General features: G+C 68.3%; 24 protein-coding genes. 11 read left to right on the top strand and 13 right to left on the bottom strand.

The features are described from left to right. Positions 1–619: HEAT repeat domain-containing protein (locus tag G4D86_RS00255; RefSeq protein ID WP_205519413.1), on the top strand; the 619-nt coding region annotated here is incomplete at its 5' end. Between the two features lie 93 nt (positions 620–712). On the opposite strand, the gene G4D86_RS00250 is transcribed toward G4D86_RS00255, so the two are convergent. The 4 genes from G4D86_RS00250 to G4D86_RS00235 all read right to left on the bottom strand — a co-directional run bounded on the left by G4D86_RS00250 (position 713) and on the right by G4D86_RS00235 (position 4,723). After that, positions 713–865, bottom strand: coding sequence for a hypothetical protein (locus G4D86_RS00250; RefSeq protein WP_163988054.1), 153 nt, complete (start codon positions 863–865; stop codon positions 713–715). 452 nt (positions 866–1,317) lie between these two features. Next, on the bottom strand, positions 1,318–2,352 hold the full coding sequence (locus G4D86_RS00245) for a hypothetical protein (protein ID WP_205519412.1): 1,035 nt from the start codon (positions 2,350–2,352) through the stop codon (positions 1,318–1,320). Positions 2,353–2,590: 238 nt separating this feature from the next. After that, positions 2,591–3,163 (bottom strand): hypothetical protein, encoded by a 573-nt coding sequence (locus G4D86_RS00240; protein WP_163987982.1) that lies wholly within the window; start codon positions 3,161–3,163, stop codon positions 2,591–2,593. A gap of 150 nt (positions 3,164–3,313) precedes the next feature. Then, positions 3,314–4,723, bottom strand: a complete 1,410-nt coding sequence (locus G4D86_RS00235; RefSeq protein WP_163988053.1) for a right-handed parallel beta-helix repeat-containing protein — start codon at positions 4,721–4,723, stop codon at positions 3,314–3,316. A gap of 406 nt (positions 4,724–5,129) precedes the next feature. Here G4D86_RS00235 and G4D86_RS00230 point away from each other — a divergent pair, with 406 nt between their 5' ends. Beyond that, positions 5,130–6,029 (top strand): MopE-related protein, encoded by a 900-nt coding sequence (locus G4D86_RS00230; protein WP_163988051.1) that lies wholly within the window; start codon positions 5,130–5,132, stop codon positions 6,027–6,029. Between the two features lie 39 nt (positions 6,030–6,068). Here G4D86_RS00230 and G4D86_RS00225 read toward each other — a convergent pair whose 3' ends face one another. The 4 genes from G4D86_RS00225 to G4D86_RS00210 all read right to left on the bottom strand — a co-directional run bounded on the left by G4D86_RS00225 (position 6,069) and on the right by G4D86_RS00210 (position 12,162). After that, positions 6,069–7,343: a hypothetical protein gene (locus G4D86_RS00225; RefSeq protein ID WP_163988049.1), complete on the bottom strand. Its 1,275-nt coding sequence runs from the start codon at positions 7,341–7,343 to the stop codon at positions 6,069–6,071. 92 nt (positions 7,344–7,435) lie between these two features. Then, a complete protein-coding gene (locus G4D86_RS00220) occupies positions 7,436–8,722 on the bottom strand; it encodes a hypothetical protein (RefSeq protein ID WP_163988047.1) in 1,287 nt (428 codons plus the stop codon). 108 nt (positions 8,723–8,830) lie between these two features. Continuing rightward, positions 8,831–10,084, bottom strand: coding sequence for an ABC transporter substrate-binding protein (locus tag G4D86_RS00215; RefSeq protein WP_163988045.1), 1,254 nt, complete (start codon positions 10,082–10,084; stop codon positions 8,831–8,833). After that, on the bottom strand, positions 10,072–12,162 hold the full coding sequence (locus G4D86_RS00210; protein WP_163988043.1) for a TonB-dependent receptor plug domain-containing protein: 2,091 nt from the start codon (positions 12,160–12,162) through the stop codon (positions 10,072–10,074). Before G4D86_RS00210 ends, G4D86_RS00215 begins: the two co-directional genes overlap by 13 nt. Before the next feature lie 310 nt (positions 12,163–12,472). On the opposite strand from G4D86_RS00210, the gene G4D86_RS00205 reads away from it, so the two are divergent. Both G4D86_RS00205 and G4D86_RS00200 read left to right on the top strand, forming a co-directional pair. Continuing rightward, positions 12,473–13,018, top strand: a complete 546-nt coding sequence (locus tag G4D86_RS00205; RefSeq protein WP_163988041.1) for a YfiR family protein — start codon at positions 12,473–12,475, stop codon at positions 13,016–13,018. Next, the gene (locus G4D86_RS00200; protein WP_163988040.1) at positions 13,015–14,487 is read left to right on the top strand and encodes an ATP-binding protein; all 1,473 of its coding nucleotides are present in this window, start codon (positions 13,015–13,017) and stop codon (positions 14,485–14,487) included. The genes G4D86_RS00205 and G4D86_RS00200 overlap by 4 nt, the downstream gene beginning before the upstream one ends. Before the next feature lie 51 nt (positions 14,488–14,538). On the opposite strand, the gene G4D86_RS00195 is transcribed toward G4D86_RS00200, so the two are convergent. Together G4D86_RS00195 and G4D86_RS52495 are read right to left on the bottom strand one after the other, a co-directional pair. Then, positions 14,539–15,000, bottom strand: coding sequence for an SMI1/KNR4 family protein (locus G4D86_RS00195; RefSeq protein WP_240359964.1), 462 nt, complete (start codon positions 14,998–15,000; stop codon positions 14,539–14,541). A gap of 316 nt (positions 15,001–15,316) precedes the next feature. Then, positions 15,317–15,634 (bottom strand): hypothetical protein, encoded by a 318-nt coding sequence (locus G4D86_RS52495; protein WP_240359963.1) that lies wholly within the window; start codon positions 15,632–15,634, stop codon positions 15,317–15,319. Between the two features lie 194 nt (positions 15,635–15,828). On the opposite strand from G4D86_RS52495, the gene G4D86_RS00185 reads away from it, so the two are divergent. Beyond that, on the top strand, positions 15,829–16,209 hold the full coding sequence (locus tag G4D86_RS00185; RefSeq protein WP_240359962.1) for a DUF3565 domain-containing protein: 381 nt from the start codon (positions 15,829–15,831) through the stop codon (positions 16,207–16,209). 98 nt (positions 16,210–16,307) lie between these two features. On the opposite strand, the gene G4D86_RS00180 is transcribed toward G4D86_RS00185, so the two are convergent. Further along, positions 16,308–18,452, bottom strand: coding sequence for a Kelch repeat-containing protein (locus G4D86_RS00180; RefSeq protein WP_338050578.1), 2,145 nt, complete (start codon positions 18,450–18,452; stop codon positions 16,308–16,310). A gap of 455 nt (positions 18,453–18,907) precedes the next feature. Between G4D86_RS00180 and G4D86_RS52035 the strand changes: the two genes are divergently transcribed. Next, positions 18,908–19,159, top strand: coding sequence for a LytTR family DNA-binding domain-containing protein (locus tag G4D86_RS52035; protein WP_205519411.1), 252 nt, complete (start codon positions 18,908–18,910; stop codon positions 19,157–19,159). A gap of 298 nt (positions 19,160–19,457) precedes the next feature. Here G4D86_RS52035 and G4D86_RS00170 read toward each other — a convergent pair whose 3' ends face one another. Beyond that, entirely contained in the window at positions 19,458–20,321 is an 864-nt protein-coding gene (locus G4D86_RS00170; protein WP_163988036.1) for an SDR family oxidoreductase, read from the bottom strand. Positions 20,322–20,402: 81 nt separating this feature from the next. Here G4D86_RS00170 and G4D86_RS00165 point away from each other — a divergent pair, with 81 nt between their 5' ends. From G4D86_RS00165 to G4D86_RS00155, 3 genes are all read left to right on the top strand, one after another. Continuing rightward, positions 20,403–20,858 carry a MarR family winged helix-turn-helix transcriptional regulator gene (locus G4D86_RS00165; protein ID WP_163988034.1) on the top strand — a complete coding sequence of 152 codons (456 nt, stop codon included), beginning with the start codon at positions 20,403–20,405 and terminating at the stop codon, positions 20,856–20,858. A gap of 76 nt (positions 20,859–20,934) precedes the next feature. Beyond that, positions 20,935–22,020, top strand: coding sequence for a hypothetical protein (locus G4D86_RS00160; protein ID WP_163988032.1), 1,086 nt, complete (start codon positions 20,935–20,937; stop codon positions 22,018–22,020). Positions 22,021–22,083: 63 nt separating this feature from the next. Further along, entirely contained in the window at positions 22,084–22,461 is a 378-nt protein-coding gene (locus tag G4D86_RS00155; protein WP_163988030.1) for a DUF1801 domain-containing protein, read from the top strand. A 19-nt stretch (positions 22,462–22,480) separates the two neighbouring features. Here G4D86_RS00155 and G4D86_RS00150 read toward each other — a convergent pair whose 3' ends face one another. Continuing rightward, positions 22,481–22,933 (bottom strand): hypothetical protein, encoded by a 453-nt coding sequence (locus G4D86_RS00150; RefSeq protein WP_163988028.1) that lies wholly within the window; start codon positions 22,931–22,933, stop codon positions 22,481–22,483. Positions 22,934–23,275: 342 nt separating this feature from the next. Here G4D86_RS00150 and G4D86_RS00145 point away from each other — a divergent pair, with 342 nt between their 5' ends. Further along, complete coding sequence (locus G4D86_RS00145) at positions 23,276–24,730, top strand: serine/threonine protein kinase (RefSeq protein WP_240359961.1); 1,455 nt, start codon at positions 23,276–23,278, stop codon at positions 24,728–24,730. Between the two features lie 319 nt (positions 24,731–25,049). Beyond that, complete coding sequence (locus G4D86_RS00140) at positions 25,050–26,327, top strand: hypothetical protein (protein WP_163988026.1); 1,278 nt, start codon at positions 25,050–25,052, stop codon at positions 26,325–26,327. The last annotated feature ends 18 nt before the right edge of the window (positions 26,328–26,345 follow it).

The following is a 26,345-nucleotide window of genomic DNA, read 5'->3' as shown; positions in this document are numbered from 1 at the left end:
CGTCGACCGGCCCGAGACATTCGAGCTCCTGCGGGCGCGGGCCGGGGCGGACGACAGCGAGAGCGTGCGCGAGACTGCCGTGCGCGTGCTGGCGGAGCGCTTCGCCGACCGGCCCGAGACATTCGAGCTCCTGCGGGCGCGGGCCGGAGCGGACGACAGCGAGAGCGTGCGCGCGACTGCCGTGCGCGGGCTGGCGAAAGGCTTCGCCGACCGGCCCGAGACATTCGAGCTCCTGCGGGCGCGGGCCGGGGCGGACGACAGCGAGAGCGTGCGCGCGACTGCCGTGATTTGGCTGGTGGAGCGCTTCGCCGACCGGCCCGAGACATTCGAGCTCCTGCGGGCGCGGGCCGGGGCGGACGACAGCGAATACGTACGCCGGAGCGCAACTATCGGGTTGACGCGTGAACTGAAGCTTCCGCGGCTTCGAACCCTTCTCTCACAGGATCTCGACGGCCTTGATCCCGGCCTCGATCCTCACGTGGTGATTGCTTCCGCCAGGGTCACGATGTCTGCCAAACGGCTTGGAGTGACCCCGGACATCATCCGAGAAGATTACGAGCGTCTCGTCCGCGAGCACCACATACCTCTTCGCTTGTCTTGGCTGGAGGGGAACGCGTGACGGGGTTTACTCCGGCCTGGCAGTTCTCCGGCACTTCGTGTGGAGCGCGGCTCCATGACACGCCCCACACAAAGCAAGCTCATCGAGGAGGGGCTACTCGAGCCGGATGAAGCAGAGCGGCTGCCGGGCGTCGGGCATGGCCACGATGCAACGCAGCGCCGGCACGTAGCGGAAGCGGCTGTTGATTCCGGCGCTCACGGTCGCAGGCGGGGTGGCCGATGCGGGGCCAAGGTCGAGAATGCTCACCGAGTACGGGGCGTCGTCCGTGGCGCCCGGGGGGCACCACAAAGACTTCTCCGGGGGCCGCGCGCCCGTCATAGAACAGGAACCGGTCGTGGCCGGGGTCGTAGACCATCGCCGCGTACACCGGGACGAGACTCTGCAGCTGGGTGAGTGCCGGACCTGGAGCCAGGGTGGCTTCGCACTGGGTGTTCCCACCCACCGGGATGCGCGAGGAATTGAACCCCGGGTTGCCGTAGCCCTGCCCGTCGGCCCACATCAAGGAGAAGAGCTGGTTTCGCCGCGAATCGTAGGCGACAGGGAAGCGAATCTGGATCGGGTGGGAGGTGAGCGGCTCCGACCAGGTGCTCGTCTCCGGTTCTCCAGCACCTCCGTGGAGGCCGCCTCTCCAGGCAGGACAAAGCCCCAGGCTCCTTGCGGAACCTGGGGCTTCTTGCTCCCGGACCGTCAGCTTCGGACTACTCCGCCCACCAGGTCTCGGTCAGCACGCTGAAGCCGTTCACGGTGTCGACGAAGATGGAGACGGTGTGGCTGCTCCACGGGTCATCCGCGTAGGTGAAGATGCAGCCCTTGAACGAACGTCCCGCGATACGCGCGTCGAGGTTCGCCAGGCCCGCGGTGCGCACGCTGGCCGAGATCCGGGTGTTCGCGTTGACGTAGCTCAGCGTGTTGTCGACCGCGGCCCGCACCTCGGCGGCGTTGGCCAGATTCGGCCGGATGCTCGCGCCAGACGGGACGCTGCTGGGCTCAAGCCCGAAGCAGGTCGGACCGCCCCGGGAGTAGGGGTGGTTGGCCGTCACCTCATTCCACCAGTCGAAGTGCCGCTGCAGCTGCGCGCCGTAGGACCCGTTGCTGGGGAGCGCGTTCAGCGCGGCGGCGAGCGCCTCGAACGGCCGGCTCAGCGTGGCCGAGTTCCGGATGTTCCGGAAGCTCACCTCGCCGATGCCCGCCACGTTGGAGATGGCCTGGGCCGACGTGAACGGGCGCAGGCCGAGGAGGTTCGCGGCGCCGTTCCACGCGTCCGGCAGGACGTCGTGCAGCTCCGAGTCGTCGATGGTGTTCACCAGCGACACGATGGCGGCCGCGTCGTCATGGGAGATGGCCAGCCCGTCGAAGATGCCGGTGCAGTCCGCGTCGATGTAGTCCAGCGTGCGGGCGCCGCCCTCGATCTGCTTGAGGCGGGCCTCACCGACCAGCGGCACCGAGGACACGTCCGCCAGCGACGTGAAGGGCGCCATCGCGCGCCGGTTGACGAGGTTGGTGACGACGTTGCTGGGCAGGTACACGTCCAGCGTCTGGTAGGACGCCGTGTTCACGAAGGTGAGGATGCCCTCGCACTCCGGGGCGACGTCCACGTCCGTGGTGGTGAGGATCGGCGACTGCTGCGACTGGAGGGACGGAGACGCGAGCGGCTCGGTGGACGGTTCGGTTTCGAGACCACCGCAACCGGCGAACATGCTCACGGCAAGAAGGGCTGAGCCAACACGACGCATCAGGAACTCCTGGAGGGGGAAACAGCGATGTGACGCGGCTCAATACATCAGAACCGTCTGACTCACCCCGCCTGTTTCACTCCTGATTTACCGTGTTCGTGTCACGTTTCAGTGAACGACCCCTCTTCCGCTGTGAGCAGCATCGCGGCCCTGGGTGAGACTTCCTGACGTGAGTGTACATGTGCGCACGGGCGCCCGATGCGCACCGGACCTTCTCCAGACTCGGAGCGAGTGCTCTTCAGCGACAGAGCGAGTCGCGGTCCGAGTCCCGCCGGCAGGCGGACGGATCAGGCGGATGCGACTCGAAGCAGCGGTCGGGGCACTTCATGTCGGAGGAGGACATGCAGCCCATCATGCACCGCGAGAAAGCCCCTCCGCAGCGGTCGAGCGTCGCGGTATCGGGGCACCCGTAGTAGACGCCGTTCACGCAGCACCTGATCTCCTCGGCCGGTGCGGCGGAAGACGAGGCCTGAGGAGTGCTCACGCTCGCCGGCTCCGCTGGAGGTGGCTCGGCCTGCACGCTCTGGGTGGGAGCTGACGCGGTCTGCGCGCTCTGCGTGGGAGGTGGCGCGGTCTGCGCGACAGAGGCATAACCCTCGCGGTAACCCTCGGTCATCGCGGACCGAACCGACTCGTCGCAGTTGTAGGCCGCCTGGGACTGCAGGGGGAACCCCGTGCTCGCATGCTCCACTCCGAGCCGGTAGCCGCCCTCGCGGCTGCAATAGGTCTCTCGCCACTGCTGGGTCAATGCCGCACAGCCGGACAAGATGACGAAGACACAAGCGGGCAATAGCAAACGGAGCGATGGCATGGGGGGGCCTCTGGAGTTGGAACCAGTTGAGTCCTGATGGCACCACCTCGGGGCCTTCAGGTGAGGCTCGTGACGAGCCAGCGAAATCTGTATTCAACCGAAGTCCCCTCGAACCGTGACGCTCCATTGGCTGGCCGCGCTGGCCTCGCTTCAGCGCAACGTAGACGCCCGGAACGCGGCGCACTGGGGAACGCCGGAGCCCGCGCCCGGCGGACCTGACGGAGCCCACTCGTACGCCCCCAGGTCCACGCCCGAGCCCTGGGGCCGAGCGGTGCCCACCGTGTCGATGAGCGGCGTCAGGCCGGCGCTCCCCACGTCAATCGCGGGTGAGCCGGGCTTGAGGCGCAGGTCGTACGTGGCGGGATTCACATAGAACGCCGCCGGGTCCGTCACCTGGAGGTTGTGGTCCTCCGTCACGCCCACGTCGGAGCTGGCATACGCGGGCGCCAGGTTGTTGCGCACCACGCAGGCCTCGGGCGGGGTGCCATTCTTGTGCTCCGCCACGCGAATCCACGGCGGCCCGGGCTGGCCCACGGCACCGTTCGGCTCCAGCAGCGTGTTGTTCGTCACCCGCACGTTGCGAGCGCCCATGAAGGTGATGCCGTGGTAGTGGTCCGTGACGATGACGTTGTTCTCGACGACCCAGTCGACGAACGTCCCGTCGAAGTTGCCGATGCCCTGGAGCGCGCAGCGGAACGGCTGGGCGGGGTCCTCGAAGTTGAGGATGTAGTTCCCCCGGAGGACGACGTTGCGGAGCTCGCCTCGCCCCACGCCCCCGGGCCCGACGGTCCACGACTGGAAGCCGTCCCGGTGGTCCGGATACACCTCGTAGCAATTCTTGACTGTGTTGTATTGGAACACGGAGTTGTCACCCAGCCCGCGCAGCCCGTCCCCGGCGAAGTTCTCCACGGTGTTGCACTCCACCACCGAATCGGGTGCACCGAGCTGGATGCCGTAGTCGACGTTCTTCAGGTGGTTGCCTCGGATGACCAGGTTCCAGCCGTCACCCACGATTCCGTGGCCGACCTTGGTCTTCCAGTCCTCCTCCGTGAAGCCCGAGACGTCCGACACGGCCTGGATGACATTCCCCTCCAGGGTGATGTCGTGGACCGGCCCTCGGTAGCTGTGCCAGTCGATGTCCACCAGGGTCCACTTGTCATAGACGGGGAGGAACTCCGTGCTGATGTGCAGCCCCCGGAAGACCCAGTGCGAGCTGGAGCGCACCAGCAGACGGCCCAGCCGTGGCTGGTGGCCCGGAGCGGCCGCCACCGTGATGAAGCCCGTGTTGTAGTAGCTCGTGACCTCCACCTCTCCGTGGTAGCCGTCACGAAGCCAGAGGGTGTCTCCCGCCTTCACGGGCGCACCCGGGTTCCGAGGCACCAGCGGCCGCCCTTCCTCATAGGGCAGCCACTCCCAGCTCCGGCTCTCCACAAGCCCGTCGTTGAGGACTTCCCGCAGCGTCCGCCACGGATTCGTGGCGCTGCCGTCGCCATCGGGACTGCCATTCACGGGGTCGACGTAGAAGTCCGCCGCCCACGCCGCCGTGGACGAGAGCACCACGCCGCAGAGCAAAAGCCGGCGGGACCATGCGTGAAATTCCGTTGCTTTCGTAGTCGTGCGACCGATGCGTCCAGGCTTCATGAAAATCTCCCAGGAGAGGGCTTCGACTTCACCCAGGGGAGGCCCCCACGACAGCGTCGTCCCAGGAGAATTCGTCGCGCACCCGGGAGCAGCGCGGCTCACAGCCTGGGCAGGTGCCAATTTCTGACGGCAGCGGAATGACAATCAGCGTCAGGAATGACGCGGACCGTTCCATGATAGACAGGCGCCGCCGAGTTCCGCGGCGCAATCCCGTTCAGGAGTTCCCGAGATGGTTCGTAGCCGACTGCGGTTTCTTTTGTCCTTTGCCACCGTGTTTGCCCTGTTGGTCATTTCGACCCGGGCGCAGGCAGCGACCACGGGCACCGTGACGATCTTGTTCAAGAACACGGGCGTGGGAAAGTTCGGCCCGAGCGATCAGGTGTATGTCTTCGCGGATGCCGACTTCAACTCGTATGACAAGACTGTCTATGGTCCGACCACCCTGGTCGGCCCCGGGCAGTCCTTCACGGTCCAGCTCAGCGGGCTCTATGTCTGGAGCGGCTTCCAGGGCATCTACCGCATCGAGGTCCGCTACCCGGACACCACGTCCACCACGACCACGCTCATCTCCGGGCTGAAGTTCACGGGCACGGGGAACTGGTACGTCTCCACGCTCGGCGTGACGTCCTACAACCCGGGTGCGAGCTATGGCCTGCCCATCGCCAATCTGGCCCCGCCGGCGGCGAACCTCACCTACTGCTACGCGGACTATCCGGATCCGACGACGATGCTCTACACCGCCTGGTCGCTGCCCTCGCGTCCGACGGACTACGACCGCATCGAGCTGGAGCGGGCGGCGGCGGGTTCCAGTGTCTGGAGCGTCATCAAGACGTTCCCCTACTGGGGTGCGAGCTCCAACTCCGACCCGGGACGCGTGCCGGGGACCACGTACCAGTACCGGGTCGGACTCTATGACCGGTATGACGCCGTGACGTACAGCAACGTCCGGCAGTGCGCGACGCAGACGGGCGACTCGGACGCTGATGGCTACGTCGCGGTGACCTACGGTGGGAATGACTGCAACGACGGCGACTCGAGCATCCATCCCGGAGCGACCGAGGTCCCGGGCGACGGCATCGACCAGGACTGTGACGGCGTGGACCTGCCCGCCATGGTCGACACGGACGAGGACGGCGTTCCCGACGACACCGACAACTGCCCGACCGTGCCCAACGCCGACCAGCTCGACACGGACCTGGACGGCATCGGCGACGCCTGCACGTAGCACTGGAGCCTGGTCGTCCACGTCGATGGGCTCACCGCGTCACTCTCTCGCGACCTTCTGCTGCGCAAACGGCTTCGCACGCTTGTCGACGTCGGCGAGGTCCAACCTCACGAAGTCGCGTGAGCGAGCGGAGTCAATCCCCACCCAGAGGACGTCCTGGCTGGGGACGTAGACGTCGGCCCCGGCCCATTCCGCGTGGCGCGTGAGCAGGGGCTCGATGTTGTGGATGCGCGGCGCGGCGTCGGCATTGCGGCCGAAGAACAGCAGGTGATCTCCCCACTGCATCCAGAGCCGCCCGTCCTTGCGGACGCCGATGCCGTGGACGTGATGATCGTAGTTGTCCGGATCGGCGAGCACCGGCACGGCAGTGACGTGCCGGCTGCCGTCGATGCCATGGCGCGTGATGGTGAGGCCCTCGTCGTAATCGACGTTCGTCTCGACCACATCCCCCGAGGCCAGCGCGTAGAAGCGGGGTTCCCCGTGGGTGGAGCGCGTGATCGGGCGGACCTCCGCCTTCGCATCCCCCGGGCGCCAGCGCGCGAGGACGCGCTCGTTCTGCTGGAGCTCCACCTGCAGGATGAGCGGCGCGTCCTTCTGACCCCACACCATGTGAGCGTGGGTCACCGACAGCTCGGCGCCGTTGAGAATCGTCTTCCGCTGTGCGTTCCCGTTCTCGTCGAAGACGAAGGCCACGACCTCCTCGACGGGAGCGCAGCTGCGATGGTCGCAGCCCTGGCGGGCCTTCTTCGGCAGGGCGTACACCGCACGCTGCGTGCTCATGTCGAGCCGCCGCGCCGACACCAGCTGCACGACGGGTTCGGGCGGCTTGCTGCCGTCCAGCGTGAGCCGGAACGTGACGTCGTACTGCGTCGATTTGTCGTTGCCGTCCATGTGCACGAGCGCCTCGCGCCCGTTCGGCAAGAAGCCCAGGAACTCCACCCCGAACCGATTGCTCCCTTCGCGTGGCGAGCCAGGCTGTGGGAGCACCACGTGCCGACCGTCGCGCGTGAAGTAGTGGATCGACGGATCCTTCTCCCATGTCGCCAGCACCTCGCCTCTTTCGCTGGTGGCAACGCGATAGAGGCTGTCGCCCTTGATCGAGTGCAGCGTCTCGAACTTGCGAGCGCCGGGCGCCATCCGCGCGAGCGTGCTGAAGCCGACGCTGATCAGGCCGCCGTCCGCCGCATTCAGGAGCGTCGTCGCGGCGTAGACGCGCGACGCGGTGTTCGCCTTCGGGTTCCTGGGCTCGACGCCCTCCGCATGCGCGACCGACGCCACCAGGGTCATCGAGAGGAGAACGGCGACGTTTCGCACGGAGGACCTCATGGAAGATGCGAGGACGGACGCAGCGCTCGAGGAGGGGATTCAAGCGCGCTGAAGCCTGGCGCCGGACGCTGGGGGCGAGACTACTGAGCCGACGCCGCGACGGTTCGCGGCGCCCACGGCCTGGCACGCTTCTCGATGTCGGCGAGGTTCACCCGCGCGTAGTCGCGCGAGCGCGTCCGGTCGAGCCCCACCCACAGCGCATCCTGGCCGGGGACATAGATGTCGACGTCGGCCCACGCGGTGAAACGGGCGAGCAGCGGCTCCAGGTCATGGCTGCGCGGTGCCTCCGCGGGCTCCTTCCCGAACAGCAGCAAATGACGACCCCAGTGCACCCAGAGGCGTCCGTCGCGACGCACGCCGAACCCGTGCACCTCGCGATCCCAGTCCTCACGCTCGATGAGCGCCGGGACGGTGCTCACCTGCTGGCTTCCATCGAGGAGGTGGCGGGTGAGGGTGAGGCCCTTCTCGTCGGTCTTCACCTGGAGCACCTCGCCCGTGGCGAGCGCGTACAGCAGCCTGTCGTCGTAGGAGCTGAACCCCTTCAGCGGCCACAGGTCGGGCTTCTCGGCGCCCGGCCGGAAACGAGCGAACACGTCCTGGTTCTTGGGGAGATCGACCCGAAGCAGGATCGACGGACCCTTCTGGCCCCACACGACGTTCGCGTTGCCAATCTCCATCGCCTTGCCGTCGAGCAGGGTCTTGCGCTGCGCGTTGCCGTCCGCGTCGAAGAAGTCGGCGACGACCGCTTCCACGGGTTTGCAGGTGAGGTGCTCGCACATCTGACCGGGCTTCTTCGGCAGGACGTAGATCGCCCGGTCCACCGTCATGTCGATCTGCCGCGCGCCGATCATCTGCGCCACCGGCATCGGCGGCGTGCGGCCATCCAGCGCGACCCGGAAGGTCACGTCGTAGTCGATGGTCAGGTTCGTCTCGCGTCCCTGCAGGTGCACCAGCGCGTCCCGGCCGTTCGGCAGGAAGTGGAGTTCTTCGACGTGCAGGTTGTAGATGTTCTCGCGCGGCGAGGTGGGCTTCGGGATCCGGACGTGCTGCCGGTCACGGGTGAAGTAGTGGATCGAGGGATCTTTCTCCCACGTCGCGAGCAGCTCTCCGCGGTCGTTCATCGCGATCCGGTACAGACGGTCGCCCTTGATCGCGTGGAGCGCCTCGAACTTTTTCGCCCCGGGCGCCATCCGGCGCAGTGCATTGAAGCCGACCGTGATGAGCGCGCCGTCGGGCGCGTTCATCATTGTCGTGACCGCGTACACCCGGTCCGCGGTGTCGGCCTTCGGGCGCTTTGACTCGACGCCTTCGCCGAGCGCGATCCAAGGAATCAGCGTCGACAGGAGCAGCGCGGGGGCAAGGCGCACAGACAACCTCCGGGATGATGAGGACAGGGACGCCCCTTCCCCGGAGAATATTCAAGCAGGCGTGTCAGGCAAGGTGCGACGCCAGCTGCTCCAGGCTGCCGCTGCTCCTCAGGGGAAGTGCAGGGCCTTGTCGAACACGAACTGACCGCCGTCGATACGCCAGAGCAGATAGCTGCCGCGGAAGGGCTCACCGTTCTCGTCCAGGTCCAGCGGCCCGGAGGCGCCCTCGTAGTTGACCTCCTGCCCCGCGCTCAACAACTCCAGCGCCTGCGCGAACTCGCCGACGTTGACGGGAATCCCCAGCGCGTCCTTCGTGCCCGAGACGGCGATGAGGTTGTCGCGAATCACCTGGGTGGTCGCGCCACCTCCCTTCGTCATGGCGAGCGCCAGGAGGTAGATGGCGTCGTAGGTCCGCTGGAGCCGGCCGGAGTCTTCGATGTCGAAGCTCTCTCCGGTGGCGGCCTCGTAGGCCTCCACGAACCGCTGTCTGTTCGGGTCGTCCAGGTCCGCCGTGGGCACCAGGCCCTGCATGCCCTGCGCAACCGTGGCGTCCGCGCTCGTGAGGAACCCCGGGCCGAACACCGCCTCCGAGGCGAAGAACCTCACCCCGCTGATGTCGGCGGACGCCACGAGGTCGCGCGACAGGCCGGCGGCGCCCACGGAGAACCCCATGATGACGATGGCCTGGGGCTTTCCGGCGGCGTAGAGGCGCTGGACCTCGTCCGTGAACCCGGTCGTCTTGCCCGTCGGATGGGCCACCCTGGCGATGATGCTGCCGCCGAGCGCGGTGAAGCGCTGCTCGAAGCCGTCCGCGAGGCCGGTGCCATAGATGTCGTCGACGTGGACGATGGCGGCGGAGTCCAGGCCCTGGCGGCGGACCTCGTCGGCCAGGAGCGGCCCCTGGCGGTTGTCATTGGCGATGGTGCGATAGAAGTTGGGACGCCCCGTGAGGGTGGATGACGAGGAGGTGGGCGAGACGATGACCAGGTTCGCCGCTTCGGGTGCGACAACGTCGAGGTCCGTCTGCGTCGCCGCGCTGCAGGTCGCGGCGACGACGGCCACGACGCCCCGCTCCAGGAGCCCGCGGACGACCTCCGGGGCGTGGTTCTCGTCACACAGCCTGTCCTGCGCCACGATGACCTCGACGCGCCTGCCGAGCACGCCCCCCGCGAGGTTGATTTCCTGGGCGGCCAGGCGCGCCGCGAACCCCGTGCGGCGGGGAATGCGTGTCTCGATGACGCCCAGCGTGATGGAGTCCTCGGCGGGCGTGTACTCCCGCGCGTCGAGCGGCTCACAGCCCCAGCCTCCCACGAGGACGAGCGCGAGGAGCGCGGCGCGTCCGAGCGTGCTCACGGTGTCCATGTGAAGCTCAGTGTGGCTTCGCGCCCGAGGCCGGGCAGGTCGACGCCGTTGTAGCCGGGCTCGGCATAGCGGGAGTCCAGCAGGTTGTTGACCTGGAGGTGCAGGCGCGCGTGCTTCCACTCGTACATCCACATGGCGCCGAGGAGCGCGTAGGGGTCGAAGAGGTAGGGCTCGTTGGCGAGCAGGACGTTTCCCCTCGACGCCCGGCGCGCGCCCACATACCGGCCGCGCAGCCCCACGGTTCCCACGATTCCGCTGCGCCAGGTCCAGGCCAGCTCGGCGAGGAAGCGCGGGTAGGCGGCGGCCGGCTCCGAGAGGGTTCCCAGGAACGGGTCCTCCCGCTCCTCCTCCGTATCCTGTGCCTGGAGCATCGCGACGACGTGGTGTCCCCCAGTGGACCAGCGGGCCTCTGTCTCGACGCCCAGGGTCCTCGACGTGCCGACATTCACCGGCAGCACGGTCTGCGCGCCCTGCGGAAGCAGCACGATGGTGTCGTTCGTGTCCGTCAGGTACGCGTTCGCCGACAGGAGGAGCTTGGGGTGCGGCGTCACGAGGACCTGGGCCTCGCTCGTCGTGGCCGTCTCGGGGAGCAGCGCGGGGTTGCCGACGACGTCCCCCGCGTAGAGCGGCTGGGCATAGAGGTACAGCGGGTTCGGCGCGAGGAACGACGTGCCGATTCGCAGCTTCACGCTCAGCTCCGGGGTGAACGCGTGCGCGAGGCCGACGTGGTAGTTCATGTCGCCGCCGTAGATGTTGTGCCGGTCGTACCGCACGTTCGCCGTCAGGCCGAAGCCCGGGAGCGACTCGAAGGGGTGGGCGGTGCCCTGGCCGTACACCCCGACGTTCTGGAACAGCACCTCCTCCTGGATGCCGAGCGGCGCGGTCTCCGAGCCGTCGGCGTTCGTCACGGTGAAGACGGTGAGCGGCTTCTCCAGGTCGCGGATGACGTCGAGGCCCACGAGCAGGGAGTACCCGCGCGTCCGTGCGCTCGACTCGAGCACGAGGTCGATGGCCCGATAGCCGAAGTCGCGGCGCGGCCGTGTCACCGTCGAGCCGGCGTTCAGGTGCTCTTGGCTCGACGGGCCGCCCGCGGAGAGTCCCACGGCGGCGCTGGCCTCCAGCCACTCGGTCGGAGCGAGGTCGAGCTTCGCCCGGCCGGCGAAGTTGTCCACGACGATGCGGTTGTCATGGCTCAGCGTTCCGAAGTCGAGGAACTCGGCGAACGCATCCAGGCGGTTGTAGAGGGCCTGGAAGTGAAGCGCCGCCTTGTCCGAGGGCTCGACGTCGAAGGCTCCGAACGCCGACATGGGGCGCGAGATGTCTCCCTCGCTCTCGTGGGTGGCGAACGTGTCGAAGTTCGGCGACACCGCCGGCAGCTCGTAGCCCGAGCGGTCGACGTAGCCGTATCTGAAGGCGCCCAGCGCGCCCCATGACTTCCGGGCGTGCTGGAGCAGGACCTCTGCCCCCGCGCCGGTGGGCGGACCGTAGCCCACCCGGGCCGTGAGCTCGCCGAGACCGTCCGCGGAAGGCTGGCGCGTGATGACGTTCACCACGGCCAGGTAGGCGTTTGCCCCATAGAGCGCGGAGGCAGGCCCGCGGACGACCTCGATCCGCTCGATGACTCGCATGGGGATGAACTCGAGCCCGAGGAAGTTGGTGCCATCCGCCCGGAAGGTGGTGGACTGGCCATTGACCAGGACCTTGATGACGCGGTTGTAGGAGCGGTGTCCCGCGCTCAGCCCGCGCACCCCGAGGTTGGGTGTCACGAAGTCACGAATGATGTAGAAGCCGGGGACGTGCTCGAGCGCCTCGGCGACGCTCCGGTAGCCCCACGTCACGATTTCCTCTCGCGTGATGACCGAGACGATGGCGGGTGCCTGTTCGAGCGGCTGCGGCTGCTTGGTGGGCGTGACGATCTCCACCTGCATGAGCTCTTCGAGGGGCAGCTCGGAGAGCGACCCCGGCGTCTCCTCCTGCTCGGAGGTGGGAGTCTCCTGTTCCCGGGCGACGGAGGGGCTGCCCATGAGGGCAAGGAGGGCCATGCCGGAGCAGACCACAGTCCTGGCCACTGCCTTCATGGTGCGCTCCATGCATCCGTCTCACGGGATGCGCCCCGGCTCGGCTCGGAAGATGGGACTGCTCACCGCGCAGTCAAGCTGGCGCGCCGTACAGGGCGGAGCCCTGTACCTGGAACCGTGGCGACGTGCGGGGCCGGGCAGCGGTGGAAAGCCGCCATTGCGCAGCGGAAGGGGAGGGCGCTCCCGTTGGCCATGGACAACCGGGGTGGTCAGTCCCTGGTGAGGCTTTGAATCCTTCCCGATGATGCGCACCACGACGTGCTCGGGGGCCGTCGCGGGGGGCCGGAGGACGCCGATGAGGTCTCAGTCCATGCGCCGCTTCATACCGGCCCTCGCCGCCTTCGGCCTCCTTCAGGGCGTGGCATGGGCGCAGGCTTCGGCTCCCGCCGAGGCGGAGCTGAAGGCCGAGTTCCTGGAGCGCTTCACGCGGTTCATCGACTGGCCGGAGGGTGGGTTCAAGAGTCCGGAGTCACCCTTCGCCCTCTGCCTGCTGGGACAGACGCCGCTGGAGCCGTACCTGACGAGGATGGCCCGGACCCGCCGCATCAAGGACCGCTCCATCCAGGTCCGGATGCTGCAAGGGCCGGGCGAGGTGGAGGGCTGCGCGATGGTCTGGATTCCTCCCGAGGCCTCCGACTCGCTGGCGCAGGTCCTGGAGCGCACCGCGGGCAAGGCCATCCTCACGGTCGGAGACACCGCGGGCCTGGCCGAGCGCGGAGCGCACATCAGCATGAAGCGGGAGGGAACCCGGCTGACCTTCGACATCAACGTGGCGCAGGCGAAGCGCAGCGGACTGCGCTTCAGCTCCCAGTTGCTGCAGCTGGGGCACGTGGTGGGCGGGGAGGTGCCCCCGTGAGGTCCTGGGAGGCGCTCTCGCTGCGGAGCAAGCTGACGGTGCTGCTCTTCATCGGACTGCTCGTCCCGATGGGAACAGGGCTCGGAATCGTCGCCGCGAGGGACATCCGTGCCTTCCGCGAGGACCTCATCTCCACGACGTCGCTGGCCGCGGCCGTCGCCGGTGAGTACAGCGCCGCGGCGCTCGCCTTCCAGGACGAGGTGGCCGCGCTGCAGACCCTCGCGCGGCTGGCCTCGCTCCCGGAGCTGGAGTTCGCCGAGCTTCAGGACGCGCGGAGCCGCCCACTCGCGTCCTACCAACGTCCGGGTGTCCCTGGAGCCATCCCGCTGCCCGCCCTTCCCGCGGAGGGGCGGTGGGTGCGGCTGGACGCCGACCACCTCAACGTCGTCCAACCCGTCATCCACGGGGGCGTGCGCTACGGCAGCCTGCGCCTGCAGGCGTCGACCGTTGCGCTCCAGGCCCGCATCAACGCCTATCTCCTGGGAATCCTGCTGGTGGCGGTGGGGGTGGCCGGGCTCTCGCTGGGGCTGGCGTTCCTGCTGCAGCGCCTCATCACCTGGCGCATCCTCGCGCTGGCGGAGGTGGCGCGGGTGGTCGCCGAGAAGGGCGACTACTCCGTCAGGGTCCGGAAGACGAGCGACGACGAGCTTGGCTTTCTGGCCGACACCTTCAACACCATGCTGGTGGAGGTGGAGCGCCGGCAGCGGGAGGCACAGGAGGCCATCCGGGTGCGGGAGGAGTTCCTCTCCGTCGCCTCACACGAGCTGCGCACTCCGCTCACCCCACTCAAGCTGGAGGTCCAGTCGCTCACGCGGGCCGCCGCGCGAGGCACCTTGTCGGACCAGGGGACGGGGCTGCTCCAGCGGGACCTCGGTCTCATCAGCAAGCAGCTCCGGCGGTTGGAGACGCTCATCTACAACCTCCTGGATGTCTCCCGCATCACCAGCGGCAAGCTCCAACTGGACCTGGAGGAGGTGGACCTCGTGGCCCTCCTCCGGGAGGCTGTCCAACGGCTCTCCGAGGAGTGCCGGGCCGCCGGCACCGTCATCTCCCTGGAGGTGGAGCAGCCGGTGGTGGGGCGGTGGGACCCGGCGCGGTTGGACCAGGTGTTGAGCAACCTGCTGGGCAATGCCCTCAAGTACGGGGCTGGCAGGCCCATCGAAGTGGAGGTGGGCCAGCGGCAGGGCACCGCGTGGTTGAGCGTCAGGGACCATGGGGTGGGCATCGCGGAGGAGGACCAGGCGCGCATCTTCGACCGGTTCGAGCGCGCGGTGTCGGTGCGCCACTACGGTGGCCTGGGGCTGGGGCTCTACATCGCGCAGAGCATCGTCCTCAGCCACGGGGGGCACATCCGCGTGGAGAGCCAGCAGGGCGCCGGGGCGACCTTCATCATCGAGCTGCCAGTGGAAGGCCCCCCATGGGAGAGCCCCGGAGGCCTGGAGCCGGCCGCCCCGCCTCCGGCGCACTGAGCCGCGCGGCTTGATGCGTGGAGGGGAGGGCGCCAGCTCCGCGCTGGCGCTCTACTCCTTCAGCCAGAAGAACTGGTTGCCGCTGCTGAGCGCCCGCTCCAGGAACTCGCCAAAGGATGCCGCAATCTGCCGGACTTCGAGCGGGTACGTCTCATGGTAGGCGTCCAGCAGCGGGTACCGCCCGTCCTTCTGCCGAGACACGTCGACGAGCACGTAGTCCGAGTCTTGGAGGTACAGCAGCGTGTACCAGGACGCGGAGCCCTTTGAGTCGTCGTCCTGTCCTCGCAGCTCAACGCGGGCGCGTTGGATTTCGGCGAGCGACAGGATGCGGTAGTCCGCGTCCGGCCGCGGGCGGAACAGGGTGGCCCCATCGCAATGCAGGTAGAATGCGCGAAGGTCGGGGTCGAGTCGCCACCCCACGCGCGCCTCAAATGCCGCGACCTGCGCGGGCTTCGCGGGCGCATTGGGGAAGTGAGACCGCGTGATTTCAGCGAGCAGGCTCTCCATCGTCATGCTCAATCCACGTAGGGCCTGTCGAATCCGACGGTTGACCACTGGGCGCCCCCCGCGTAGCACGCGGGGTAGGCGTCGTTGATGCCCTTGTGCACCTCGAGAGGAACCGGAAGCACGTTGCCTGGAGCAGTCGGGTCGCCTCCGTGCCACAGGTCGAAGATGTGGTGACCCGGCCAGTGGTCCCCGCCGCTTTTCGGCCATTCTCCGAACTCGCGGCCCCACTGGTTGCGGAATCCTTCTCGGGCGTTCTTCCAGAGGGTTCGCTGTGCCTGGACGTCAGTAATCGTGGGGTAGTCACAACAGCAGTGGGTGAGGGCTACGCGCCCGCCCGCCTCCGCCGGCAGGAATGCGAAGCGTCCCTGCAGTCACCCTTCACGTCGGCCAGCCAGATACACCCCTTCAACGTGTGCCCTTCGGAAGCGCAGCGCCGTTGGCACCGATTCATGTACTCGGCATTGCACTGCCAGGGCCCGTAGTAGATGACCGTCTTGACGGTGCCGCCTCCGGGGCCCGGCATGGCCGGGCCCACCCACCTCGCCGTGGCGGGCTTTCCGCTGCTGCTCACCGTGGCCGAGCCACAGCCGGCGCTCCCAACCATCAACGCCAGCAGCAGCGTGCAAGTCAGCCTTCGCATGGCCAGGCAGATAGCACAGCAAGTCTTGGAATATGAGCTTTCCTGGTTGGCCCTTTGCCTGGGACTCGCCCAGAAGGTGCGCGAGAATGCCCGGCTGATGGCGGAGCCCATCCCTCCCGCTCTCTGGGTGGAATTGAAGCAGGAGGAATCCTGCCCGCGGACGTGCCGACGCCACGGAGCCAGGCAACGAACCGATGAATCAGAAAATCACAGGCTTCCATCTCGACCGGGAAGACCACTGGGTTGCCGACCTCGAATGTGGCCACCGGCAGCACGTGCGCCATGACCCGCCCTGGATGGTGCGCCCCTGGGTCCTCACGGAGGAAGGGAGGCGCAGCCGGCTGGGAGTCGAGCTCGACTGCAAACGCTGTGACGAGGCAGGGCGCGCGGTCGCCGAGGCGGTGCGCGACGCGCTGAAGGCCGCGGCCCGGCAAGCGTACGAGGAGGGAGGCCTGAGTGGCCTGTGCGCCGAGGGGCGATGGGATTTGGCCCTGGACGCGCTCGGTGCGACCGACCTGCTCCCGGTCATCCGCCGCGCGCTCACCCCCGAGCCCAGGGGTGGTGCCCACGAGTGATGGGCGTGGCGGCCGCACGTCTGTCGCCCGCCACCAGAACGCACGCGCCGTGGGTTTGTAGGACTGCTGGCCCGTGAGCACTTGCACCGCGGAGCGCGTCAGGGCCCGGACGGGTACAGCTCCGCCGTTCCAAGCACCTGGCCCGCGGCGATTCCTCCCGCGACGAGCACCCTGCCATCGAGCAACCGCGTCGCCGTGGAGAACGAGCGAGCTTCGGTCAAGGACGCAGTAACACTCCAGGTGCCCGAGGCCGGCTCGTACAACTCCGCTGTGCCCCCCACGAGTGTCCCCCCCACGACCAGCACCTGCCCGTTGAGCAGTAGCGTTGCCGTGTGACTCTGGCGGGCCTCGACCAGGGAGCCGGTAGGACTCGCGGTGTTCGTGAGCGGGTCGTACAGCTTCGCCGCGCTCAAGACGATCCCGAAGGCGTCATCGGCGCCCCCGGCAAGGAGCACCCTGCCGTCGAGCAGCAGCGTCGCGGTGTGACGGGTGGGTGCCGCAACCGGGCCGGCAGGGCTCCAAGTGTTCGAGGCCGCATCGTACAGCTCACCCGTCCCGATACCACCGAGAGGATTGGTGCTTCCCCCCGTGACGAGCACCCTGCCGTCGAGGAGCCGTGTCGCCGTGTGGTCGTAGCGGGCGCCTGCCATGGAGCTGGCGGGACTCCAGGTGCCCGAGGCCGGGTCATACAAGTCCGCCGTCGCGACGGCGTCGAATGAGCCGAATCCCCCCGCGACGAGCACCCTGCCGGTGGGCAGCAGCGTCGCAGTGGGCCTGACGCGAGGTTCTGCCATGGAGCCGGCAGGGCTCCAGGTATTGGTGGCCGGGTCATACACCTCCGCCGTCGCGAGGAACGGGACATCAGGGCCAAAGCCCCCGGCGACGAGGACCTTGCCGTCGGGCAGCAACGTCGCCGTGTGGTCGGCACGTGCCTGGCTCATGGAGCCGGCAGGGCCCCAGGTCCCCGAAGCCGGGTCATACACCTCCGCCGTCGCGAGGAACGGGACATCAGGGCCAGAGCCCCCGGCGACGAGCACCCTGCCGTCGATCAGCAGCGTCGCCGTGTGACGGCTGCGGGCTTCAGCCAGGGTGCCCGTCAGGACCCAACTCGGGCCGACGCAGGACGGCAGCCCCCTCACCGTGAAGGTATGGGTGTCCGTGAGGTTGGAGGCGTTGGTGACGGTGGCAGTGATGACCGGAAGCGTGCCGGCATTGACACAGGAGGGGGCGGCCCAGGTGATGCGGCTGCGGGAGTCGCCGGTGTCGGGTGTGCCCAACGTGCCGATGCTGGCCTCCCAGGAGAAGGTGAGCGCGAAGCCCCGCGGATCACTGGCCACCACCTCGTAGGTGAGCACCTGGCCCGGCGTGGCCGTGTTCGAGGAGCGGTAGGAGCGGATGATGACAGGAGGGAAGGGAGGGGGAGTGGGCGTGTCACGAACACACAGGGCGACAGTGCCCGTGGTCTGCCCTCCGCGCGCATCCGAAACAGAGACCGTCAGGACGCAGTTGTTGCAGGCGCCAGCGGGCAGGCTCGACGGGGTGAACGAGGCAGAAGGGCTGGAGGCGTCCTGAATCCAGGAGCCTTCGCAGGTGGCGCTCCAGTTGTAGAGGAGGCTGTCACCATCCAGGTCGGAAGCGGAGACGGAGACAGCCACCGTCTGCCCGACGGCCAGTTGCGTGGGGGTGGCACTGATGGAGGCCACCGCCGGTGAGCTGTTGAAGGAGATGAGCAACTGCGCCTCGCCCTCCCCGACTCCGTGAATGACATTCACCTCCAGGGCGACGCTGGAGGACAGGCCTCGCGAGTCCGTCGCGGTGAAGGTGAGGGTTTGAATGCCGGTGAACTGAGGTGCATCCCACCGTGTAGTCGCTTCCGAGGGGTCGGAGAATTCGCCCGCGGTGGCGGTCCAGGTGAAGGAGAGGGTGTCGTCCGGGTTGGGGTCATGCGTCGTGGCCACCAGGCGGATGTTGCCGCCCGCGGGCAAGGTCGTGAGCGAGGCCACCAGGGAGTCGATGACCGGGGCCTCATTGTCAAAGGGCGGCGGAGGATTGAGCTGCTGGAGGGTGATGGCGACGAGGAGGGTCTGGTTCCTGAAGATGGTGACGCTGGGGGAGAAGCCCTCGAAGCGCAGCGTGCCCGCGGCATCGAAGGCCTGAGCCTGGAAGGACCGGTCGTCGCCCACGGGGATGTTGCCGATGATTCCTCCCCAGACGCCATTCGTGAGGGTCAGGTCCACTGTCACGGAAGGGATATCCGGACCGCGGGAGGTCACGGCGACGCGGGTGATGCCAGAGGCGAGAGCCTGAGGCGCGGCGACAGCGAACCGCGCCGAGCCGGTGTCAGGCGAAGTAGCGGAGCAGCCCGCCAACAGCGCCAGGGCAAGAGCCAGAGACAGATACGTGGATGCTCGTGGCATCAGGCTTCCTCCGTCCGGAAATGCAGGTGGACTGGCGCGGAGACATAGGCCTGGAAGGAAGCCCCGCCAATGCCCCCAGAAGCTTGCACGACGTCTCCTGCCGCACGACGGGAAGTACGGCAGTCCAATCATAGGAGACAAGAATTGACCGGCCGGGAGCTGGGCCGTTCATCCCGGTGCGCAGCCGTCCGCCATCGACTGCGGCCACTCGTCATCTATTTCCTGCGCAGGCGCTCATGGGCGGCCACTCTTTGGCAACACCCCAACGCAAGGAGCCCGCCATGCAACGGGTCTTTCAGTCCGCCTTCCGCCTCGCTTTCCGCCTCTTCGCCGCCGGCTTCGCCCTATCGTTCGCACTCTGGCACTCCGCGCATGCCGCCACGCCGCAGACGTTCCAGGACCTGCAGGTGGAAGCGGTGCGCGGCGTGGAACTGTCGGTGGGCGATGGCTACGTGCTGAAACTCAAGGATGGCAGCGAAGTGGAAGTGTCGCGGCGGCAGGCGCGGGAGTTGCGGGAGCACCTGGCGCTTTGACAGCCATCCAGTGGACAAAGAAACGGGCGCCGAGGCGCCCGTTCTCGTTGCTGCCGTCGCGGTAGCGATCCGTAGCGGTAGTGCTCCGGCTTGTACGGACCTTCCACCGCCACGCCCAGGTACGCGGCCTGGTCGGCGGCGCGGGCGCAGGGCGGCCGAGCAATGCCATGTCGAGTGCGCACAGGACGAGGCCCCGGTCGATTCCCTCGCCCATCGCCCAGCCCACCACTCCCGCGCTCCTCCTCTCGGACCGTCGCGGATCTGCTCAAGTAGTCCTAGGGCCAGGCTTCACCGCCTGCTAGAGCTTGAAGACCTCGCGCAGCCCCTCCGGGAGGGTGGCGGGCTCGCGGCCGAGCAGTGTCGCGAGGTCGGAGCTCGTCTCGTCCAGCTGGTCGTCGCGGATGTCGGAGTAGAAGCCGAGGAACCGGCGGGCGAGGTGCTCTGGCACGCCGGCACGCACGGCGTTCGCGACGTACTCGTCGTCGGAAATCCGCGTGTAGCGGACGCTCCTGCCTGACACCTCGGTGAGGGCGGACGCCACGTCGTCGAAGGTGTAGGCCCGCGGCCCGGAGACGACGTACGTACGGTCCGCGCCACCGTGGTCCAGCATGGCGTTGGCGAGGGCCTCGCCCATCTCGCGGCGCAGGGCGTAGGCGACCTTGCCGCTTCCGGCCGGCAGGCGGACGCCGGTGTCCAAGACACGCGCGCCACCGACGTAGAGCGGGACGGTGTCGAGGTACAGGGCGTTGCGGAAGAACAGGTGGGGGAGCCCGCTGCGCCGGATGCGCTCCTCGGTCTCGAAGTAGTCGCCCATCAGCGTGTTCTTCGAGGTGTGGATGTCCCTCAGCGACCGGCTGGCGAATCCGAACAGCCCCACGCCAGCGCGCCGGGCCGCGTCGATGACGTGCTGGTGCTGCTGCACCCGGCGCTGGGGGTCGTTGCCCGCGATGAGCAGGACGCGGTCGACGCCGGCCATGGCGCGGTCGAGGGCGGCGGTGTCGTCGTAGTCGCCGACCCGGACAGAGACGCCACGTGCCGCCAGGTCGACGGCCTTGCTCGGGTCTCTGACCAACGCGGCGACGTCAGCGCCGGCGGTGCGCTCCAGCACACGGCGAACGACGGCGGACCCGAGCTGCCCGGTGGCTCCGGTGATGAGCATCATCAGCGCTTCTCCCTTGGTAGAGGCAGATGCATAGCCTGCTATTTAAATGGATAGCAGGCTATGTGTCAGGATGGCAAGTGAATGAACATCGATCGCGACACCGGCTACTTCGTCACCCGGACGGCCAGGGCATTCATGCGCGTGGCCGAAGCGCAGCTGCGTCCGTTGGGGCTCGGGGTGGCCCACATACCGGTCCTGGTCTGCCTGGGCGAAGAGGGGGCGTTGACCCAGGCGGAGATTGCGCAGCGCACGCACGTCGAGCAGCCCACGGCGGCCGCGTTGCTGCAGCGGATGGACAAGGCCGGTCTGCTCGAGCGGTCCCCCGACCCGCGCGACCGGCGGGCGACCCGCATCAGCCTCAGCGCCCGCGCCAGGAAGCTGCTGCCGGAGGCACTCGACCTCCTCAAGCTCTCCAATGGCGAGGCCACGGCCGGCCTCTCCCGCGCCGAAATCGAGACGCTCCACGCCCTGCTGCGCCGCGTGCTCGCCAACCTCGTCGCGATGATTGACCGGGGTCAGGACCTGCCCGACCGGTGAGCTCGGCAGTGGGCCGCGCTGCCGTCGGGAAATCACATGTCGCGCGGGCGTGGGGGCGCGTAAGGTGGCAGGCTCCATGGTCTCCATTCGCTCTGCCGCTCTCTCCTGCATCGTCGTGCTCGGCTTCGTAGCTGCTTGCGGCGAAGATTCCACCTCCCGCCCCGTCCCTACACCCGATGCGTCTGTGCCGGTGATGTGCAACAGCGTCGGCGTCGCGCTGTGCGGCGGCTCCTGCGTGAGCACCGAGAGCGACCCGGCTCACTGCGGTGGTTGCGACATGGCCTGCGCGACCGGCGAGGCCTGTGAGGGCGGCGTCTGCGTCGCGCTCTGTCAGATCGACGACAAGCAGGTCGCCGCCGGGGCGGTGAACGCGGCGAATTCCTGCGAACAGTGCACGCCGGCGACGTCAGCGACCACGTGGACGCAACGCGCGGACGGGACGCAGTGCAACCCGGGACAGGTCTGCTCGGCCGGCGTGTGTAGCCCGAAGTGCTTCATCGACGGCGCGGTCTACGCCGCAGGTGCGCCGAATCCGGCGAACGCCTGCGAGACGTGCGTGCCTGCGACGTCGACGACGAAGTGGACGGCGCGCGCGAGCGTTCCGCTGCTGGTCGGCGGCGACGACATCACGGCGCAAGGCTGGACGACGGTCGCGCAGACGCCGAACACGCTCACGTACGGCGCGGACTACGTTCGCCTCGCGACGTCGACGAACAGCGGCGGGCGGACGAGCGGGCAGCTACTCATCACGCGGGCGAACTCGTTCGACGGAACGAAGCCGTTCAAGATCCACGTGACGATGCAGGTCGAGTCGGCGAGCACCCACAACTCGCTCGACAGCGGCGCGGCCATCATGGGGAGCTTCACGTCGCCGTTCGGCAACAGCACGGATCGTTCGCAGATGATCTACCTCGACAGCGCGGCGATTGGCTGGGCGGACGACACGCAGTCCGCGGCGTTCTCGGTGACCGACGGCGCGTATCATGTCTACGAGCTCGCGGTGGATGCGGCGAAGGTGGCGACGGTGAGCATCGACGGCGTCGCGAAGCTCACGCGGAACAACTTCACGATGAACGGCACCATCGCCATCGGCGACCAGACAAACGACCCGAACGTCGACGGAGCGGTGCGGATCAAGTCGGTCGAGCGGCTCTGTCCCTGATACTCCGGATCGCCGAGGTAGGGGAGTGGTACGCTCGGTCGACCGCGCGTCGAGGGAGCCGCCATGCAGAAGTCGAAGCCCGCCGCCAACCCGGAGGCCTACGTCGTCGCACTCGCTGGTTGGCAACGCGACTGCGTCGAGCATCTGCGGGCCGCCGTGCATGCGGTGCGCGGACTCGATGAAGTCGTGAAATGGGGACACCTGGTCTATCTGTCGAACGGGCCCGTGTTGTTGATCCGCGCGGAGGAACGGCGCGTGTTGTTTGGTTTCTGGCGCGGGCAGCGATTGCGCGACATCGAGCCGCGCCTCAAGCCCGGCGGCAAATACGAGATGGCGACGCTGGAATTGGGCGATGGCAACTCGATCGACGCTGCCCTGGCGCGTCGACTCGTGCGCAAAGCCGTCGCGCTCAACGCGACGCTCGGCGATCCGACGAAGTGAGCCGGACGGTTCGCGCGGCTTACCGCGGGCCAGGTCCAGATCCTTGGCCACCTGGGCCCCTCACGCCGTCAGCCTGGCGACTCCCGGGGCTCGGGTAGGGTCGCCCGTGCGCACCGCGCTGGAACAGCCAGGCGGCTCCGAGAAACAGTGCGACGAAACCAGCGTTGAGCGACAGGAGCTCGACCGGCGGGCTCCACGGCAGCCCCCAGCCGGCGAGCACCGCGAGCACGGCGATCGCGGCTTGCGTGAAGGCCATCGCGACCAGCGTGCGTGCCATGCCGGCCGCGCGCAGGCGCACGATGAAGGCACCGGCGAGGCCCACGAGCAGCACCCCGCCGTAGAGCAGGTTGGTGCGGTCGCCGTCCGCGCCGATGATGCCGACGCCGAGGCTCAGCCAGATGAGGCTGAGCGAGGCGAAGAGAGCGAGGCCAAGGGCGGCCCGGTACGCGGTGCTGGGGGTCGCGGTTCGCATGGGCGTGTCTCCGTTGTCGATGAGGGAAAGGGTCACGGTGTGAATCAGGGCCGACCCTCGGTGGTGTCGGGCCCCCTATGAAGCAGAGACAAGGTGGCACCCCCGCGCGAGGGCGGCGGGCCGATTGAGGCCAGCGGTCGAAATCCGGCGCCAAACGTCGCAGGGCGCGGACGGCCGGCGGGCGTCGCCACCGCGAGGCACCGCCGCTTCAAGCCGAAATGAGGAAGCGCGCGATGACGCGCTTGATGCCCTCGTTCGTCCACCTACCGGATGACGTTGGAGTTCACCTACCTCGCGAGTAGTCTGCTCGTGCGCGGTGCGGACCGCCTCACGAGGTAACTCATGGAGTTTGACGACCTCAATCCGGCAAGACTGCCCCCCGGGACGCGACTGGGCCCGTGGCGACTGCTGGAGCAGCGCGGCCGGGGCACCTACGGCGTCGTCTACCGCGCGGTGCGCGACGAGCAGCAGACTGCCGACGCCGTGGCCCTCAAGCTGGCCGTGAGCCCGGGGGATGCGCGCTTCGCGCGTGAGGCCGAGCTGCTCTCGCGCATCCGCCACCCCGCCGTTCCCCGACTGGTGGACCATGGCCACTGGCAGCCCCGGGAGGGCGTGTCCTACGCCTGGCTCGTCATGGACTGGCTGGAGGGCCTGCCGCTGTATGAGTGGGCCCAGGCACAGCGCCCGTCTTCGCGACAGGTGCTTGAGCTTCTTGCCCGGCTGGCCCGAGCCCTGGACGCCACCCATGCGGCTGGCGGCCTCCACCGCGATGTGAAGGGTGAGAACATCCGCATCCGGCGGGCAGATGGCCTGGCCTTCCTCATGGACTTCGGCTCCGGACACCACCTGGGGGCCCCCACGCTGACCTGGGACCTGTTTCCTCCCGGCACTCCGGCCTACCGCGCGCCCGAGGCGTGGAGTTTCGTCCTGGGCTCCAGCAAGCCCCCGGCCCGCAAGCCCCCGGCTGTCCCGTATCCGCCGGGGCCCGCGGATGACCTCTTCGCGCTGGGAGTCACGGCCTATCGACTCGTCACTGGGAAGTACCCACCGTCGGCGCACCCGTGGGAGGAGGATGTCTGGCTCTGGGACCCCGAGGAGATGGAGTCCTGGACGGCGCGAGTCAGCAACCCCCGATGCATTCCGGAGCTGAGTGCACTGGTGTCGCGGATGCTCTCGCCCCGTCCGGAGGCGCGAGGGAGCGCGCGGCAGGTGGCGGAAGCGCTCGAGAAGGCCGCGCGCCGCGCGGGACGCGGAGCGGATGTGCCGCTCTTCACTGGAGAAGAGCCGAGGCCAGCGGGCCTCTTTCCCAGCCCCCAGCGCGTCACGGTGCGGCGCCCTCCTCGCATGCGGAGGTGGCCCTGGTTGGCGGCCGCCGGCCTCGGAGGCGCACTGGCGCTGAGCGCCGGGGGGCTGCTGAGCGTGAGTCGCTCCGAGGAGCCCGAGACGGCTCACGTCGCGGAGCAGGAAGAGGAAAGTGATGCCGGCACCGTGGCCGTCGGGGACACTGCACTGACGGCACCGGTGGAGCCCGAGCGAGCCCCCTTCGTGTGGGCATCCATCGCGGTAGACGTGCCACCGAAGCCCTTCCCAGGACAGCGGCGCCCGGACGGCAAGGGGCGCTGTCCCGGCAAGGTGCAGGTCGCCATCAACGGCGCTTGTTGGACGAAGCTGCCCGTGGACCTGAAGGACTGTGATGATTGGGGCGGCGTTGAATACAGGAGCGAGTGCTATCAACCCGTCATGACTCCGCAACGGCCTGCCACCTCGGGCCCCGGGGCTCGGGACGACAATCCATAGCCAGCTGCTCCAGCGCCCGACTTGTGCTCCCGGCCGGTGTAGAGGCCGTGTCCCCATTCCAAGGCAACGCCAGGCATTGCTCTTCTGCGACGAATTGGATGGTGGCCCATGCGGACCGGAAGATCTGCGTGAGACGCCGACCGCCTTCGGTGGGCCGTGAGTATGATGGCGTGAGCGTGGAGGCCATCCTTGGAGTCGCCTCCGCGAATCACTCACGAGGGAGCGCATGGGTCTCGACCTGAGCTTGCAAGTCACAGAGTCCGGCGGAAGGAACAGTCCTGATGCGCCCCCTGTTCCTGAGCGGACCTTTGAGGTTCAGGTGCGGCTGCGACGTGGCTGGAATGGCGACCGCGAGCCCGAGAAGCAGGAGGTGTTCCTGGACTTCGCTCGTCGGCGGCGCATCGATCTCGACGAGAGCGCTCGGACGTACGTCGAGGGGTCGCTCTACTCGGGCATCTGCTTCCGGCACTTCGAGCTATCCAACCGCGAGCATGTCCGCGCCGTCATCGCGGCCGGCCAGGGCGACGCCTCGGACTTCGAGCCCGTCGTCATGGAGCACCAACTCTCCGTGCTCGACAAGGCGCGGGTACGGACGCTCGCGGAGGCGCCGGCTCCGAGGCGCACCGGGCTCGGCGGACTCCTGCGGTCCGCCTTCTCCGGGCCGAAGAAGCCGAGCGACATCTCCGTGCAATCCGAAGCGGGGTACACGGTGTATGCCACCGCGGAGGGACGCCGGCTGCTCGCGTACTCGGATGACGGCCCCCGCGTCGAGCCCGACCTGGGCAGGCGGTTCGTTCAGTTCCTCCGCTACCGCTACGGCGGCCATCCGCTCATCCTCGAGCGGCTTGCCTCGGAGGGCCGTGTGCCGCGCGAAATCCAATACGGCGCCAAGGAGATGCGCGGCTTTCCCCGGGACATCGTCAAGTTGCGGCTCCTGTCCGCCGCCGACGTGCCCGACACCGGGATACCACTCGAAGGTTACCGCCGCGTAGTGCGGGGAAGACCGGGGCTGCCGGACGACGCCACGCTGGAGCGCGTGACGTTCGGCGACGCCCCGGACAGCACCCAGGTGCGGGAGCGGCGACAGACGGAAGCGAAGGAGTCCGTGGACGCGGGCCGCATGCTCGAAAGCGTGCTCGCGTTCTTCGAGCTGACGTTGCAAACCGGTGAGGCGGTGCCGGGGCTGGGAGACGCCATTCAGCACATCCCGGACGCGGACGTGCGCCGCTTTCGGGAGGTCATGTCGCGGCCTCCCAGCAACAAGGAGGAGGCCAGCGCGATGGCCCCGGCGCTCGTCGCGCTCCGTGCGGTGGCGGGACGCCACGCGCACGTCCTCATGAGCCTCGAGGCCGGGGCCCGCCGTGCCCTCGGGGAGTCCCAGGAGGCGCGAGCGCTGCTGCTCAAGGTCATCGAGGCCAATCCATACTTCACGGGGGCCTACAAGGACCTGGGATACATCTGCGTCTCGGACTGGGACATGGGCGCGGCCTGGCTGTGCTGGGACGCGGCGAGGAACATCGCGCCAGGCCACCACCTGCTGAAGGACGTAAGCGCGTTGGAGGAGATGCTGGCCACCGAGCATCCCGAGTACTTCTGACGGTGGAACGATGACGCG

The organism is Pyxidicoccus caerfyrddinensis (genome assembly GCF_010894405.1).
GTDB classification, from domain to species: domain Bacteria; phylum Myxococcota; class Myxococcia; order Myxococcales; family Myxococcaceae; genus Myxococcus; species Myxococcus caerfyrddinensis.
The sequence above is the reverse complement of the archived record's forward strand: the minus strand, read 5'-3'. Positions and strand labels throughout refer to the sequence as shown.